Source organism: Citrobacter sp. Ce119 (assembly GCF_030334525.1).
GTDB classification, from domain to species: Bacteria; Pseudomonadota; Gammaproteobacteria; order Enterobacterales; family Enterobacteriaceae; genus Citrobacter; species Citrobacter europaeus.
Genome location: NZ_JAOWDR010000056.1, coordinates 101986 through 116759 on the forward strand (window position 1 = coordinate 101986; position 14774 = coordinate 116759).

The following is a 14774-nucleotide window of genomic DNA, read 5'->3' on the forward strand; positions in this document are numbered from 1 at the left end:
GTTCTGTTTTAATATAAATATGCTGCAGTAAATCAGCGACCGATGATCACCACCTGCCCGCCGCCGCCCTCATCCCGTGTGCTTATTTCCTGGGAGATCGTGCGGGAGCCGACCAGCATTTCACCGTACAACACCGGCAGGGCATTCCCCTGCGCCACCATGTTGTCCAGTGACGAAAAATAAGTGTTCTGTTTGCCGTTATCGGTCTGCCGGGACGAGGGGATTTTTGCCTGCGGCGTCAGCATCTGCGCCACACCACCCAGCATCATGGCCGCCCCCATAGAAAACAGAACCGAGGATGCCGAAATAGCACCGGCAGATAACGCTGCTCCCCAGGCGGCCAGTGAAGCCCCTGCTGTAAAAAAGGACGCGGCTATTGCTACTGCTCCCAGCACCACCTGGAACAGACCACCGGATTTAGCCCCAGCCATGCGTGGGACAATATGAATAATGGCACCGTCCGGCAGCGGCTCGTGCAGACGGGCTGACAGGCTGGTTTCATTCACATCCAGGCCCGCAATGCGTATCTGATACCAGCCATCATTCATTTTCTGCCGGAAGCCCGGAACCTGCATGGCCAGCGCGTAAATGGCCTCGGCCCCCGTTTTTATACTGAGGCTGAAGCGGCGGCCAAATCGTTGTAAATCCCCGTGAAGGCAGACTCGTGCCATGCCCGGTGTCGCCATATCGAGTGTGTGCGGCGTTGCCATTTGTCGGTATACCTCTCGCGTTTACTGAGCTGGTCAGGAATATGGTGCAACAGTTCGCCGTCGCCGCAGTAAATCGCAGCATGGTTGGCAACCGATGAACCAAAACAACAAATCAGAATGTCTCCGGGCTGGGCCTCTGTGGCATTCACCCGGTAAAAACCGGTCGCCTCCAGATTATCCAGATACAGATTATCCCCCTGCTTCCACCAGTCCTCCTTCCGCGCAAAATCCGGCATCTCAATACCGGCCAGATGGTACGCATCGCGGAACAGGGTGTAACAGTCCGTCACGCCATGCTCAAATGCCCGCCCGGTGAGGAACGGCATGCAACGAAATTTGTATATCCGGTCATCGCAGACCAGCCACCACGGCAGGTCACTCTGAACCTGCAGGCGGCGATCAACATCGCTGAGAAACGGCAGTCCATCGGGATGGCTGTGGACCAGGGCCACCACATCGCCTGCCGCCTGCACCTGAAGGTAATCTGCCGGATCCATGCGGAAATACATTGTCGGTTCAGCGGAAAGATTCTGGCAGGGAAAATACCGCTCCCCGGCAGACGTGTTCACCACATAGCCGCACGATTCAGCCGGCGCGCATGCTGCAGCATGCGCCAGGAGTGTTTTTTTCATGGGTGTATCCATCAGGAAAGACGGTTAATGGAGAGGAAACAGCCGATGCGCGGCAGGTTATTACGCAGCTCGCAGCCGGTACGGCATTTGCTGCAGGCATCTTTTGCAGGGTCTGTCGTGGGTTTATCAAACTCGTCCGCCACAGGTGGCCCGACATAGCCACACTCCTGCGAACGGTAGGTCCAGTTGCAGACATCAGCCAGCATGATCCGCGACGGATACACGCTACCGTCCGTTTCGGTCGGTGTGGCCAGCACGAAGGTCGCCGTGGTGGCTTTCAGCTCCGACAGTTGTTCAATCACCCAGCGGCTGACCACTTCCTGTTCCGGATCAGCCTCCGGATTGCCGCCTGTAAAGTTCACCGCATCGAGAAAACGGGCGTATACCACGCGCCTTACCACCGTGGCCCCGACGAGGCTCTGCACATCCTCCGCGAGTCCCGTGACCATGCCAAACAGGTTCGACACCGCCAGCGTCGGTCGGGAAGACGTCCCTTTCCCTACCAGATCAAATCCGGTTCCCTGTATCGGGTAAACGTCATACTTCCTGCCCTGCCAGGTGACCGGCTCTCCCTTCTCGTTTAGTTCATTTGAAAAGTAGTAACGCTGGCCACCAAAGGCCGTCAGGTCGATTACCCACAAGTCAATGCGGGCAGACTGCTCGGTTTTCGTGGTTTCGTTGAGGGTGTTCTGAGGAATATCCTGCATAAGGATCCTTAAGCAATAACCTGCTCAAATTTACAGCTGAAATCAGAATACGTGACGTTGTCCGTAACAGACCATTCCCGGCAGACAACTTTAATCGTGCGGTTGTATTTTGGCGGTCGCCACAGAAAGGCTTTATATCCCCCGTGCTCGACCAGAAACGCTTCAAGTGCGGTGCGGGAATTGTCCGACGTTGTCCGGAAAACAGGCTGGAAGTTAATTAACTGATGGTTGAGTCCGGTCGGGCGACGTTGCTCATAGCCATCCCCAAATTTTATGGTTGTCACTGAAGGGGAAACAGAAGACGGCATCCCCTCCCTGGGTGCCCAATGAAAGGTTTTCACTTATCCTCCCGCCAGCATGCCGCCATCGCGGCCCTGAGTTCTCAGGATGCTCATGACGCGCGTATCGATCATTCTGACCAGCATCTGCGATGCCTGCGGCCCTATCTCCCCGTTTTGTCCGTCATTCTGGATGGCAATGTGATACACAGGTGAATAAGTAATCCACCCATTCATACCACCACCAGAGGAACCCGGGTCACCCAGCGCCCTGACGCCCAGCGTACCGTCAGGCGTTTTAGCAAGGGGCATAATGGCTTCCGGACCAGCTTCACCAAACACACCTGCCCCCTTTGCAAAAGCAAACAGGGTCGGGCTGTCATAGATGCCGTTACTGTAGGCACTTAATGAAGGTGAGTCATAAACACCGCCCTTCGCATTAAAACTAAAACTGCTGCCAAAACTGCTGATGGCCGTGCCGGTGCTCGCGGTGGCTGCACCGCCAAAAAGACTGCCGCCGATACCCATGATGGATTTCAGGATGGTGTTGGTGATCAGCGCCTGCGCTGCCATATCGACAAGGTTTTTAATCACCGACTGTGTCAGGGAGGAAAATAACCCAATCATCCCGTCCCGGAGTGTCTGTGTACCGTTCAGCATCCCGGTCAGCATGTTGGAGGTTCGCTCCTGGGTGGTTTCCATCAGGCCAATGGCGAGGCTGTTCAGGTTTCCCTGCGACTTATAAAGCTCCACCGCCGTCTGGTACTGCGCATCAGCGGAATCCTTGTCAGCCTTTTGCTTCAGCAGTTCGTACTGTTCTTTATTGATAACATCGTTCTGATAAAAAGCCTGCAGCAAAGACTGACGCTCGGCCAGTTGATTGCGCAGTTCTGCCAGCGGATCAACCGTGCCGGCGATATCAATCAGAGGGGCAGACATTGCCGCTGCCTGTGCCTGTAACAGTTCGCGGGCCGTACTTTGTGCCAGCGTGATTCTGGCCGTCTGGTATTCCTTTTCATCCAGAAGACGGGCATTCAGGAGCGACTTCAGCTCCTGGCTCGCTTCACGCTCTTTCGTAAGAGTTGCTCTGGCTGGCGCATACTGTTCTGCCAGTTCGAGGCGCTGTTTCTGATAGTTTTCAGCATTCAGCAGCAAAGTCTTCTGAATATCGGCCTCGCTGGCCCCGTCTGCACGGGCGGCTTTAAGGAGTTTTCTGGCGCTTTCCTGCTCCTGCAGGTTGATACGTCCGAGACTCGAGGCATGTGCTGCTTCGATTTCACGCCGCAGTTGCTCATACTGGTTAACCTTCGCCTTTTTCCCCTTACCAGTATCACCGCCTTCCCCGGTCCAGGGGGTATCAGGTTTATCGCTCCCTGTTTCATTCCCTGGTTTATCCGGCTTCGGCGTGGGATCGGTTTTCCCTGATTTAGCCTGTTCTATGGCCTCTTTGACTATTTTTTGCCGTTCTTTGAGGAGTTTTAACCCCTGCTCAACGGCATCCAGATCCCCTTTGTAGCGGGTTTTATCGTTCTGTACGCCTTTAAGTTGACCAAAAATGTCAACGCCACTAAGAACATCGATACGGCTGTCTGCATCCTGAATTTGCTTAATCAGTTTATTTCGCTGAATAACCTGATTCTCAAACTGTTCATCAATGTCCAGCTGCTTCACGTTGAGCTGGTTAAGCGACAGTTTTTTGAGTTCTTCATTCGTTTCAACAACAGCATTTTTCAGGTCAATCGCCGACTGGCGGGCGTTCTTCGCCTGATTATGGAAATAGAGCAGCGCCGAACCGGCCAGCATCGCTGCGCCCACAGGACCGCCCACCAGTGCCAGCGCCCCTCTGGCCATACCTACCGCTGCAGAGGCTGCGCGGGCTGAAACGGAAAGCTGTTTATTGGCTGCATTCAGCTGGCTCTTTGCCTGGGTGGAGAGCAGTGTCTGCTCGGTTTCCTGGCGAATTAAGCGGTTAAACTCGCTCTGGTAACTCACGTTAAGGCCAAATTGCCTGGCGCTTTTCTCCATTTCCCGATAACGCCCGAATTCTGCATTATTCTGCGTCAGCGTGGCAGCGGTACTTTCCAGCGTTTTTCGCGCCATATCGGCCTGCGCCATCGCGCTGGCCCTGACTGCCTGCTGCTGCTCAACCCAGGCACCGATGTTCCCCCTGATACCTGCCGTCAGTTTTGTCGCCAGAACAGGAATCAGCGTATACAGCGCAACGTTGGCGACCGTATTAAAATTATCCGTCAGGCCATTAATGGCATCGGTAACGGTCTGAACACCACTGCGCAGCGGGCCGTTTCCGCTCTGTCCTACCTTAATAATCAGACCTTCAAAAGCCGAAGTCAGGCTGAGAAGATCGCCGTTCAGGTTATTTACCCTGATTTCGGCCTGCTCATGCGCGGTCTGCGTACCGGTCAGGGCGGCGGTCAGCGACTCCACCTTCTCGCGGTTCTGCACCAGGATGGATGCTGCGCTGAGGTTTTCCACCCCGAACAGCTTTACGGCCTGTTTTGTTGACAGGTTTTTCCCGGCCAGATTCTCCAGCGCCTGGCTCAGCCCGGCAACAGAAGGCTTCAGGGTCTTGTCCGTTCCTTTCTCCAGATTCAGGATCACGTTGCGCAGTGCGGTCCCGGCTTCGCCGCCTTTCACTTCGCGCTCTGCCAGTACCTGTATGGCGGCATTGAGGGTTTCAAAACCCACGCCAGCCTGTGCCGCTGCCACCCCGCCATTTTTAATCGCGGCAGCAGTATCGGCTATCTCCGACGAGCCAAATTTCGCGCCAGCAGCCAGCACGTTGATATACCGGTCGGCTTCACTGGCTCCCGCCCCAAACTGGTTTAATGACAGGGCCAGCGTTCGGGTGGCATCCGGAAGCGTCGTCCCTGCCGCCTGGGCCAGCGTTAACGCGCTTTTGGTCGCCGCAGTCAGCCCCGCAGAGGTACTCAGCAGTTCAGGCTTTGCCGAAGCCATCAGTTTAATGGCCTCTGCGGCCTGTGATGCGCTGTATTCCGTTGTGCGGCCCATTTCCTGCGCCGCCTGATCGTACAGTTTCATCTGCGCACTGGTGGCACCGGTGATGGCCTGCAAATCCGACAACGACTGGCTGTACTGCCGCGTGGTGCTGATAATGGTGCCCAGCGATAACCCTGCCCCGGCAAAACCTGCCAGCCTGCCAGCCAGCCCTGATACCGAAGCAGAAACACGCTTATAGGCATCCTCCGTCTTTTTCGCATCAGCCCGGGCATTGCGGTTAAACTGGCGTGACTGACTCTCAGCGCTGCCGTAGGCGCTCATCAGCTGCGATTTAAAGTTCGCTGCATTCAGATGCAGCCCAACGGCAAGAGAGGCAACGTCACCCATTACATTAATACCTTCATGACTGCCGCACACTGCGCATCCAGACTCGGATTCACGGCGGCGGTGGTGGATTTAACAGGGTGCGGGTTATTGTCAGAACCTTCTGGCGAAGGCTTTTTGAAAATGCCCTGTTTGAGGAAGAAAGCACGCCAGTGGAAAAGCGTGTCAGCCGGAAGCGCCGCAATTTTTGACGGGTCAGGCTCGCCCCAGCGGTCGGCCAGCCAGAAAATCAGCTCCAGCCAGGGCGAGTCACTCAGTTTTTTTCGGCGGTTTCCAGCTTACCGATGGCGTGCTTTTTCACTTTGTCGATGGCATCCAGAAGCACAACGTTATCGTGTGCCGCCAGCAGCTCCTTCGCCGTGGGTTTGTCTTTGGCTTTAATCGGCGAGCCGTCAGGCTGAACCAGGCTGTCGATAACAATCTGTACGCTCAGCTCAGACGCCAGGCGGGCATTGCCAGAGGTCTGCGCCTCGATGAGTGCATCTTCATGATCAATAAGCTCAGCCGCCGTCAGCCGACGCAGGTAAACCTTTGTGCCTAAAATTTCAGTTTCAGTAGGCGTGGATTTCGTTTTGAGCAGTGCATTTTTCAGTGCGGAGAGGCTAAATTCAGACATGGTGTATCCTGTTTTTCAGACGAAAAAAAACCGCCCGGAGGCGGCGTGTAACGGGAAACGGATTACGCTCCGGCATCTGGCGCCGGGGCGGCGATCCCCCATTTAATGTTGTTTTGCTTACCCTGCACCGTAATCTGGATAACTTCACTGGCAGGGGCGGTGATTTCGTTCATCTGCCAGCCTGAAAGCGCAAGGATCATTGAGGCCGTTCGTTTGTTCGGCAGCTCAATATAAAACTGAACGGTCTTACGCTGTTCCGCTGCATTGAGGAATGCGGTGAAATCTTCGTTTTCCGGGTCGTCAATGAAGCCCAGCGATTTCTCCGGCCCTTCCGGCAGGTCTGACACCGACTGCTTACTCTTGTCCAGCAGGGTGGTACAGTCGACAAATCCTCCCGTCTGACCTGTCGCGCCCAGCGCCTTGCAGTTAATCAGCGGTTTCAACGCCGCTACAGCGGCTCCTACCTCCCCAAACTTCACCACCGTCCCGGCAGGAAGCATTGCGTACTCAGGGGATGATTTTGGCGTTTTATTTTCATCAGCCATAATGATTCTCTCTTAAATAGTGGGCAGCGGTTGCTACCTGTTCTGAATGCCATTGCGGATTTCTACGGTCAGAATGCGCAGAACCTTCTGGACGTTGTAATCCAGTGCCGGACGGATGAACGGATCGGCAACTTGTTTAACCGTCCCGAACTCCTGGGCCAGCGCTTTCATGTAATGCTTTTTGCTGGGGCCAACCCGAAGGGTGACCACCGTATTTCCGCGACCTTTCCGGATGGAAGAGCGAATTTTGATGGAATCACGCATATGCTCTGCAGAGGACGCATCGTCGAAACCGGCATGTTGTTTCATGTCTTCTTCCACCACTTTCAGCGCCTCACGCCCTGCATCACGTAACACCTTCGTGCCGACCTTTTCACCGAGCGCAGTAAGCTGCCGCTCCAGCTCGTCCAGCCCTTTTACGTCCATAGTGATCATGGTGAGACGTCCCGGTAGTGAAAGGTAAAATCCCGCACGAGCCGGTACTGAATATTGCCGCTGGTCAGTACCGTTTTACTCTGCTGTATTCCCCCCCGGACCACATTCTGCACGGGAAAACCCTCCAGCTGGCCATGCACGATAGCGGTCCATTCCGCGCTGATTTTTTTATCCAGTTGTAACAGACGGGTGTAGTCATTAAGCAGATGAATCGCTATCTGGAAGCGCCCCGCAATCAGGCCTGTGCGCAGCAGTCCGGCGTACAGCTCCGGATCGGAAATACACTGGTAAGTAATCCCCTCCTGCAGTTCATCAGGCAGGAGCAAAGGGTAAACATCCAGCCCGGTCAGGCGTTCAAGTGCTGTCTTTAATGCCAGCTCGATCATGACGTGCGTCTGCCTCCCCTGTGATGATGATGCGGTCCGCAAGACGTTCGACGTTACGAACGGTATAAACCCGGTCAGACGTTGTTATTTTCCAGTCGATATCAATATTCAGGTTCGGATGAGTGGTAAAAAGACACGTTTCAACAACCTGCTGTTGATCCAGTGTGCGGACCTTTCTGCCCGACACCAGTTCGCGCTTCGCCCAGGCTTTCCCGGTCGCGACCAGTTGTTCCGGCAGATGTTCACCCAGCGGCCCCCGGCCGGATTGCATATACCCAATCGAAAGACGGCAGCTCATCTCTTCCGGCTTCAGGCTCATACGGTGTTCTCCTGCAACGGGAAAAGAAGATGCCGGACCGCAGCCGTCTCCAGCCACTGACCAGTGAAACCATTCAGATACGCATCCCCGACCAGGTACTGCATGGCCAGTTGGATATCTTCATCCGCCACAAAACCGCGTACACCTTCCGGCAGCGCCTGCAGTTCGTCATCGCTTCCCACCAGTTTGCAGTAGTAGTCACGTTCAATACTCTTTTGCGCCGCCGCCACCATTTTAGTGAGCATGCCGTCATGCTCTGTGAAATCCGGCTCCAGACGGAGCTGGGTTTTCACATCATCCAATGTCAGTATCATGGTCATCGGCTCCCTTGCGGGGACTCAGCGCCTTTTCCGCATCTTCTGGCCATACCGCAATATGGCGTTCAACCAGTTTTTCTGCGTACTCAGCATCAAAACAGGCCGTATCACCGCGTGAATAACGATGATAGGGTCCCAGGAAAAAAACCGCTTTCCGCGCCACTTCAACTCCCGTCAGGCCCGTGGCCCCGTTTGTTTCACTTCCGGTCAGATCAACTCCGGCATCACCTGAACCCGCTGCAGTATTCTGACCGTCATCCCCGTCCACTGTATTTTCCGGCGTCAGTTCATCCGGCTTTTTCACATCCCCGGCTGCAGCCGCCGCTGCCGCTGCTTTTGCTGCTTTCGTTGTCATCTTTTTGCTCCTGAAAAGAAAAAACCCGCTGCTGCGGGCCTGGCAATTACGTGCTTTTACTCTGTGCGACCGTGGTCGCACAGAGTGCAGGACCGGTTAAAACAGCACTTTTGTCCCGAGTACAAGACCTTCCGGATGACGGAAGCCGATATCGTGCTCCGTCACCACGCGGATCAACGACTGGTTACGGGAGAACGCGGAAACCAGATTGCCGTCCCCGTCCTGGTAGGAGGCTTCCTGTGAGAACGACACCTTCATGTTGCCGTCTTCACCGATAACCACATCATTAAAGTCAGCGAAGTAAATTTCCGACTCTTTGCCAGCGTCACCGAGGTTTGCCGGGATAGCGCTGGTACGCTGAATCTGAAATCCCTTCAACATCCCCTGGGCCATTTCCGGGTAGACCTTGTTACCGTTACCGTCGCGCAGACCGAACAGTTTCATGTAGGTACGGTTCGACATGCCCCAGCCGCAGCTGATCATGTTGCTGTTCCCGTCCATAGCCATCAGGATAATGTTGTCGAGATAGGTATCAATCGTCTGCAGATTAACCTCTGCAGCAGCTTCCCACGGCAGCAGGCGGTTCCACTCAGTTGCCCGCGCTTTCATACCGACAGGCGTATCACCGGTACCGTCATCGCGCATAAAGGCTTTATCTTCACGAACAGAAATCGCGGTCAGAATATCCTGCAGGACCAGCTGCTCCACGTTGTAGCCAGCACGACCAATCAGTTGGTTGGAGATAGGCACCATTGCAATCATGGTTTTCGCAGTGAGTTTCACATCATCGAAGCGCGCTTCTGATGTTTTCGCATCCTTGCCTTCCCCGGTGTAGCTCGCCGTCGCACCACCGGCCAGACGCGGCAGCGCCATATTGCCGTTCGGCAGCGGAATGGAGCGCGCGCCCAGCTTACGGACGATGGTGCGATCGCGCAGCAGTTCGATCACCTCGCTGTGCAGGTTTTGCGGAATAAGAACGCCACCTGACGCGGCGGCAGTGTTGATGGCCATCGAGACAGACTGGTCATTCAGTTCTTCAGTTGCAAATTTAGCAGCATCCTGGACGTTACCCTGTGCTGCCGCAATCGACATCACCAGACGGGTCATGCCTGCGCCGGTATATTGCTTTGGCTCAGCCTTAATGCTGATACCCGGAGCCTGTTGTGTACCTTTAACCGGTTTGGCAACAAGCGCTGCAGCACGTTCAGCTGCTTCCAGACGCTCCATTTTGGCACTGATATCTGTAAACTGCTGCTGCAGGCTGGCAAATTCGGTTAACTGCTCCGCTGTCAGCGTTCCACCGGTAGTTTCAATCGTGGCCAGGGCCTGTACCTGTTCATTAATACCCGCACGCTGACGACGTAATTCTTCAATCTGTGGCATAGTTTTCTCTCTTTTTGGCATAAAAAAAGCAGCCAACAGGCTGCTTTCTGGTAATGACGCATTAGCGCCGGGTCACATTCTGGTTTGCAGGTCCATCGCGGCGGCCTGCAACTTTATGGAAGTGGTTTCTTGAGGTTGTTTGTACTTTGCTGCAATGGCATTAATCGCAGACTGAGGATCCGAAACTTCATCGGCAAGACCAGCAGAAATGGAATCAGCGCCGAAATAGATTCCGGCCTGCGTGTTAATCACCGTCTGAGGGGCAAGATTCCGGTATTCCGCTACAGAGGTGATAAACGTCTCGTACATATCGTCAATCATCCTCTGGAACATTCCCCGAGCGTCTTCACTCAGTGGCTCATGTTGTGTACCGTTATTTTTGTTATCTCCCCGAAAAATCGTGGTGAATGTTAGCCCCATTTGCTCTTCCATCCTGGAAGTATCCAGGTGTTCCATAATCACTCCAATCGAGCCGACTCCACTGGTCTGGCTGACTACAATTTTGCTGCAGGCCGAAGCGATAAAGTAAGCCGCAGAATAGGCGCTATAGTTCACAATTGCAGTAATAGGCTTAGTTTGACGTGACTGGAAAATATAATCGGCCAGTTCCTTGCATCCAACCGCCGCACCACCACCAGAATTTATATCCAGCACAATTTCACTGATGGAAGGGTCATTTAATGCAGCATGCACCTGGCTACGTATGCGCTCATAGCTGGTAAGTTCAGAACACATTGCAGTAATTTGCCCACGACGCGGAACCAGAATGCCGTGAACAGGAATAACAGCCATTCCACCAGCTGGTTGAACCAAATCTGGCGCCTGATTGTTATCAGGCTCCTGCGTCATGTGAATTCCAGCCTCTTCTGATAATCCCTGAATACGGGGAACCAGCACAGCTTTTACAGAATCCATTGTCTGTCGTGTCACGTAATGTGGAACACCAAAGACCATAGCCGCCAGGTGCGGCAGATTAATTAAATTTTTTGTCATGATGTTTACCAGGTCAGCCCGCGCTGCGGGTGATATTCAGTTTCTGGACAGAATAGAGTTGATTTCTGCCAGTTGTTTTGCTGTTGGCGTGTTATCGCCAGGTAAGATTTGTTTACTGTCGACCATATTGAGAGGCGTCAGGTATTTGTCCCCTCCGGCGATGGGTGGAAGGTTCTCCATGCGGCGAATGTCGTTAACCGATAACCAGCCCCACTGGCGGCCTAGTGCATAAGATTCATAGCGTGACTTCTGATCCCCGCGCAGCAGGCCAGAAACATTGAATTCAATGTACAGATCACCGCGCTCGCTGGGTAAAAGCAGATCGCGCATTAATGCGCCTTCATGACGCTTCAGCCAGGCCAACAGCGTGTACATCACAAACTGCAGCCCCTGGTGCTCAATGTTGTTATTCGTGGCTTTCGCCAGCATCTGCACCATATGAGGCGGGATTTTATAGAGCCGGCACACTTCTTCCACGCCCCATTGTCGGGACTGCAACAGCTGCGCTTTCTCATTGTCCTGAGATAACTGCTTGTAGCTCATCCCTTCCTGAAGCAATGCAACAGAGAAGGCGTTTCTAACGCCGGAATATCTGTCCGTCCACTTTGCCAGCAGGCGGTCGATAGCATCCTGGCTTTTGATCGTCGGAGCGTCTTTTGGACGCTCAATAACGCCGCTCATCGTTGTACCACGGCGAAAGACCTGAGAAGCATGCTCTTCCACGGCGAGGTTTAGCCCAAGAACATCCGCGTTCGTCTGGATTGGGGAACTGCCGATATAGCCATCCAGTGAGAAGACCTTCACATGATGCATCATGCGCATTGGCAACGTTTCGCCAATTTCGGGTAGTTCATAATATGGCATCCCATCCGGGCCTTTCAGGACAATGACCTTTTGGGGATTAACCGGGATTAATTCGCGGGGATAACCTTTCCCGTCCCTGTCGATGATCGAGTAGCAATTCCCCTCCAGACCAAGCAGGCCCTGCTGCTGTTCAAAGTACTCAAATGAAGTGTCTTTTTTGTTGGGCTGGGAATGAATCAGATCATAAACAGGGTGGTCAGTCGCCCGTTCACGGCCTCCGTTAGCGCCTCGCCTGTAAAGTTCACACGGCAGCTGCGCAACCGATTCCGCCAGAAGCGTTACACATGCCCGGACCGCCGATAACGCCATTGCGGTTTCAGAAGTGATAATGATCCCCGCCTTGCTCTGGCTGGAACTCACACCACCCAGCATCGCCTGCCAGAAACTACCACCAGACTGAGATTTACCCCGAAACATCTGGGGAATGAACATTATTCACCCCCTGATTTAATTACGCTGGCAGACATTGATTTCGCGATTAAAAATGACCACAGCAGGCAGATTGAACCGCCAGTAATAAGCCCGGCTGCAGGTGAAATAAGCCAGGCACCGGCAGACAGTAATGCAGCTCCGGCGAGGCCGATAAAAAAACTTAAAAACGTCATTAGCATGCTACATCTTCCTCGTCGTAAACGGATGAATTACTTGCCCGGCTATTCAACATTGCCCGTCCGATTGCCATAATCAGCGAAACCGCGCCATCGATTTTGTTTTCGTTCTGCTCTTTGATGGGTTTAACCACATCGTCATTACCGGGCAAATACTTCCCGACGACGTTGCTGATACACCAGCTCATAATCGGGTTCCCGTCGTGATGAAAGCGGCCTGACTCAATGGCGGCTTCCAGCTCCTTCGTCGGATCAGACATATTGGTGTAGTTCTGTACGATAGTGATCGGGTTAAGGCTTTCATCAGCCAGATCATGTGAAAGCCCCGTCGCGCCGAACGGGTCAATCGGTGACTCACTGACTGGGTTGAGCTTGTTTGCCGCCTTGGCCTCTTCAAGGATGTAGCGGTAATCAACTTCAGCGCCATCAGTAACTGTAAGCAGTCCCATTTCAACCCATTTCTGAAATCGCTCCGCAGTACGACGATCTTCGTTCTTTTCAACGCTGAATACTGCGTCGTAGGGAACCCAGAAGCGGGGAGCAACGCTGTAGTAATGTGTCTTGCCGTCAATTTCCCTGGTGAACAACCGCGCCATACTGTTCATATCCAGCTTGCGCGCCAGGTCGAAAGACAGAACACATGGCTGTCCTTCGAATTGCTCCAGCGTAAGTGTCTTATCCTCACAGTTCTGCCAGGAAACCAGGTTGTAGAAAGCAGCACGGGCTGCAACCCAGATGTTGAGGTGTTTAGTTTTAAATACACCAGCCTGACGGGCGTTATTAATAGCTCTCTGTTGCTGGCTGAGGAGAAAGTCACGATAGACCGACACGCCCATATTCGGGTTAGCTTTTTCCAGCACTTTAGGATCGGTCCAGTCATCCCCCTCGTCGACGGTGTATATCACGCCGAACAATTCCTCATTCGGTACTGTGCCATTCAGCATCTCAATCACTTCACGCCGTTTGTCGTAGCATGGCCCCTCAATGTTGTAACCCGCCGTCGTGATCGCCCACATTAGTGGTTGTCGCCGCGCCCCCATACCCGTCAGCATAGTGGTGTAGAGCGAATCTGTGGGATGTTCGTGATACTCGTCAACAATCGCACAGTGCGGTGAAGCGCCGTCCCCAGGGTTACCAATCAGCGGCTCAAAACGCGCGCCATCTTCTGGCCGGCTCAGGTTGGACGCATTAACTTCAATCCCGAACGCTTCCACCAGCAGCGGGGTGCGCTTACACATCAGACGAGCTGGTCTGAATACTTCCCACGCCTGTTTTTCAGTTGTGGCCCCGGAATATACTTCAGCGCCAAACTCGTTATCACAGGTAAAACAGTACAGCGCCACACCTGCCGAAATAGCTGATTTCCCATTTTTACGCGGTATCTCCGTGTAAACCTCGCGAAATCGTCGAAGCTTCGACCCTTTCTGGACCCAGCCAAAGGCGCAGCACACAATAAACAGTTGCCATGCCTCCAGAGTGATCGGCATCCGCTTGAATGCCCACTCTCCTTTTGTATGTGGCAACAACTGGATAAATTTCGCGGCCTTTTCTGCCATGTCTTTATCGAAGCGATAACGAAATTTCTTACTCTTTTCAGCCGCCATGTCATCGATATGACGCTGGCAGGCCTGAATGACAAACTGGCACGCCGGAATTTTCCCCCGCACAACGTTGCGGGCGTATTGATTCGCGGCGTTTACGTTGGGGTACGATTTCCGGCTCATGAGTTGATCATCTTCAGGAATGGGTTAGAGGCTTTCTTCTGTCCGGCAAGGCCGATCAGTCGTTGACGACTGCTGGGGTCAAGTCCAAGCATGGAGCCGGTAGAACTCATCTCCGATTCCTGCTCTTTCTTTGCTGTTAGGTCAGGGTTTTTTATCTTTCCCCCCATAGCACCAGTGATAGACAACCCATCTCTGGCGATATTTTTAACCGCCCTGCGCCAGAACTCGTAGGCAACACACCAGCGCTCGAGTACGGCAAGATCGGTAACACACAGTAATCCCTGCCCACATAATTCTTTCGTGGTCAGTTCCCACATGACGGACGCCATTGGCAGACCTTCATCCTCAGAAAACCAGTCAGGTGGTGCCACGCCTTTAATCGGTGTGAATACAGGTTCCTCTTTATTCAGGGCTCGTTTGCCGGGGTTCCCTGCCAGCTCCTTGCGCGCCGTTGGCTTGGGGCGACGCCCGGAACGCCCCGCCGTTCCAGCCATAAGCGACACTCCTGGTTAAATTTCATTTTTCGCGGGTATAAAAAT

The 14774-nt window shown here is 53.7% G+C and carries 18 protein-coding genes; all 18 read right to left on the reverse strand.

Annotated features, from left to right (window positions below; translation table 11 throughout):
- Positions 1 to 32: 32 nt before the first annotated feature.
- Entirely contained in the window at positions 33 to 710 is a 678-nt protein-coding gene (locus OGV80_RS15570; RefSeq protein ID WP_286515026.1) for a tail assembly protein, read from the reverse strand.
- On the reverse strand, positions 608 to 1342 hold the full coding sequence (locus OGV80_RS15575) for a C40 family peptidase (RefSeq protein WP_286515024.1): 735 nt from the start codon (positions 1340 to 1342) through the stop codon (positions 608 to 610). Before OGV80_RS15575 ends, OGV80_RS15570 begins: the two co-directional genes overlap by 103 nt.
- A gap of 11 nt (positions 1343 to 1353) precedes the next feature.
- Positions 1354 to 2049 (reverse strand): phage minor tail protein L, encoded by a 696-nt coding sequence (locus tag OGV80_RS15580; RefSeq protein ID WP_016152743.1) that lies wholly within the window; start codon positions 2047 to 2049, stop codon positions 1354 to 1356.
- Positions 2050 to 2057: 8 nt separating this feature from the next.
- Positions 2058 to 2390: a phage tail protein gene (locus tag OGV80_RS15585; protein WP_053090390.1), complete on the reverse strand. Its 333-nt coding sequence runs from the start codon at positions 2388 to 2390 to the stop codon at positions 2058 to 2060.
- On the reverse strand, positions 2391 to 5693 hold the full coding sequence (locus tag OGV80_RS15590) for a phage tail tape measure protein (RefSeq protein WP_286515023.1): 3303 nt from the start codon (positions 5691 to 5693) through the stop codon (positions 2391 to 2393).
- 250 nt (positions 5694 to 5943) lie between these two features.
- Complete coding sequence (locus OGV80_RS15595) at positions 5944 to 6306, reverse strand: phage tail protein (protein ID WP_075847155.1); 363 nt, start codon at positions 6304 to 6306, stop codon at positions 5944 to 5946.
- A gap of 62 nt (positions 6307 to 6368) precedes the next feature.
- Positions 6369 to 6851 carry a phage tail protein gene (locus tag OGV80_RS15600; protein WP_286515022.1) on the reverse strand — a complete coding sequence of 161 codons (483 nt, stop codon included), beginning with the start codon at positions 6849 to 6851 and terminating at the stop codon, positions 6369 to 6371.
- 33 nt (positions 6852 to 6884) lie between these two features.
- Positions 6885 to 7286 (reverse strand): HK97-gp10 family putative phage morphogenesis protein, encoded by a 402-nt coding sequence (locus tag OGV80_RS15605; RefSeq protein WP_286515021.1) that lies wholly within the window; start codon positions 7284 to 7286, stop codon positions 6885 to 6887.
- A complete protein-coding gene (locus OGV80_RS15610; protein ID WP_100194322.1) occupies positions 7283 to 7672 on the reverse strand; it encodes a hypothetical protein in 390 nt (129 codons plus the stop codon). Before OGV80_RS15610 ends, OGV80_RS15605 begins: the two co-directional genes overlap by 4 nt.
- Positions 7641 to 7991, reverse strand: coding sequence for a head-tail adaptor protein (locus OGV80_RS15615; protein WP_100194321.1), 351 nt, complete (start codon positions 7989 to 7991; stop codon positions 7641 to 7643). The genes OGV80_RS15610 and OGV80_RS15615 overlap by 32 nt, the downstream gene beginning before the upstream one ends.
- Positions 7988 to 8305 carry a head-tail connector protein gene (locus tag OGV80_RS15620; RefSeq protein ID WP_032950890.1) on the reverse strand — a complete coding sequence of 106 codons (318 nt, stop codon included), beginning with the start codon at positions 8303 to 8305 and terminating at the stop codon, positions 7988 to 7990. Before OGV80_RS15620 ends, OGV80_RS15615 begins: the two co-directional genes overlap by 4 nt.
- The gene (locus tag OGV80_RS15625) at positions 8286 to 8663 is read right to left on the reverse strand and encodes a hypothetical protein (RefSeq protein ID WP_100194320.1); all 378 of its coding nucleotides are present in this window, start codon (positions 8661 to 8663) and stop codon (positions 8286 to 8288) included. Before OGV80_RS15625 ends, OGV80_RS15620 begins: the two co-directional genes overlap by 20 nt.
- A 96-nt stretch (positions 8664 to 8759) precedes the next feature.
- On the reverse strand, positions 8760 to 10046 hold the full coding sequence (locus OGV80_RS15630; protein ID WP_286515018.1) for a phage major capsid protein: 1287 nt from the start codon (positions 10044 to 10046) through the stop codon (positions 8760 to 8762).
- Between the two features lie 72 nt (positions 10047 to 10118).
- Positions 10119 to 11039 carry a S49 family peptidase gene (locus tag OGV80_RS15635; protein ID WP_100194318.1) on the reverse strand — a complete coding sequence of 307 codons (921 nt, stop codon included), beginning with the start codon at positions 11037 to 11039 and terminating at the stop codon, positions 10119 to 10121.
- A gap of 36 nt (positions 11040 to 11075) precedes the next feature.
- Positions 11076 to 12335, reverse strand: a complete 1260-nt coding sequence (locus tag OGV80_RS15640; RefSeq protein WP_003832365.1) for a phage portal protein — start codon at positions 12333 to 12335, stop codon at positions 11076 to 11078.
- Positions 12335 to 12514: a hypothetical protein gene (locus OGV80_RS15645; protein WP_003832363.1), complete on the reverse strand. Its 180-nt coding sequence runs from the start codon at positions 12512 to 12514 to the stop codon at positions 12335 to 12337. Before OGV80_RS15645 ends, OGV80_RS15640 begins: the two co-directional genes overlap by 1 nt.
- Positions 12508 to 14235 carry a terminase large subunit gene (locus OGV80_RS15650; RefSeq protein WP_286515015.1) on the reverse strand — a complete coding sequence of 576 codons (1728 nt, stop codon included), beginning with the start codon at positions 14233 to 14235 and terminating at the stop codon, positions 12508 to 12510. The genes OGV80_RS15645 and OGV80_RS15650 overlap by 7 nt, the downstream gene beginning before the upstream one ends.
- The gene (locus OGV80_RS15655) at positions 14232 to 14729 is read right to left on the reverse strand and encodes a phage terminase small subunit P27 family (RefSeq protein WP_286515013.1); all 498 of its coding nucleotides are present in this window, start codon (positions 14727 to 14729) and stop codon (positions 14232 to 14234) included. The genes OGV80_RS15650 and OGV80_RS15655 overlap by 4 nt, the downstream gene beginning before the upstream one ends.
- Between the last annotated feature and the right edge of the window lie 45 nt (positions 14730 to 14774).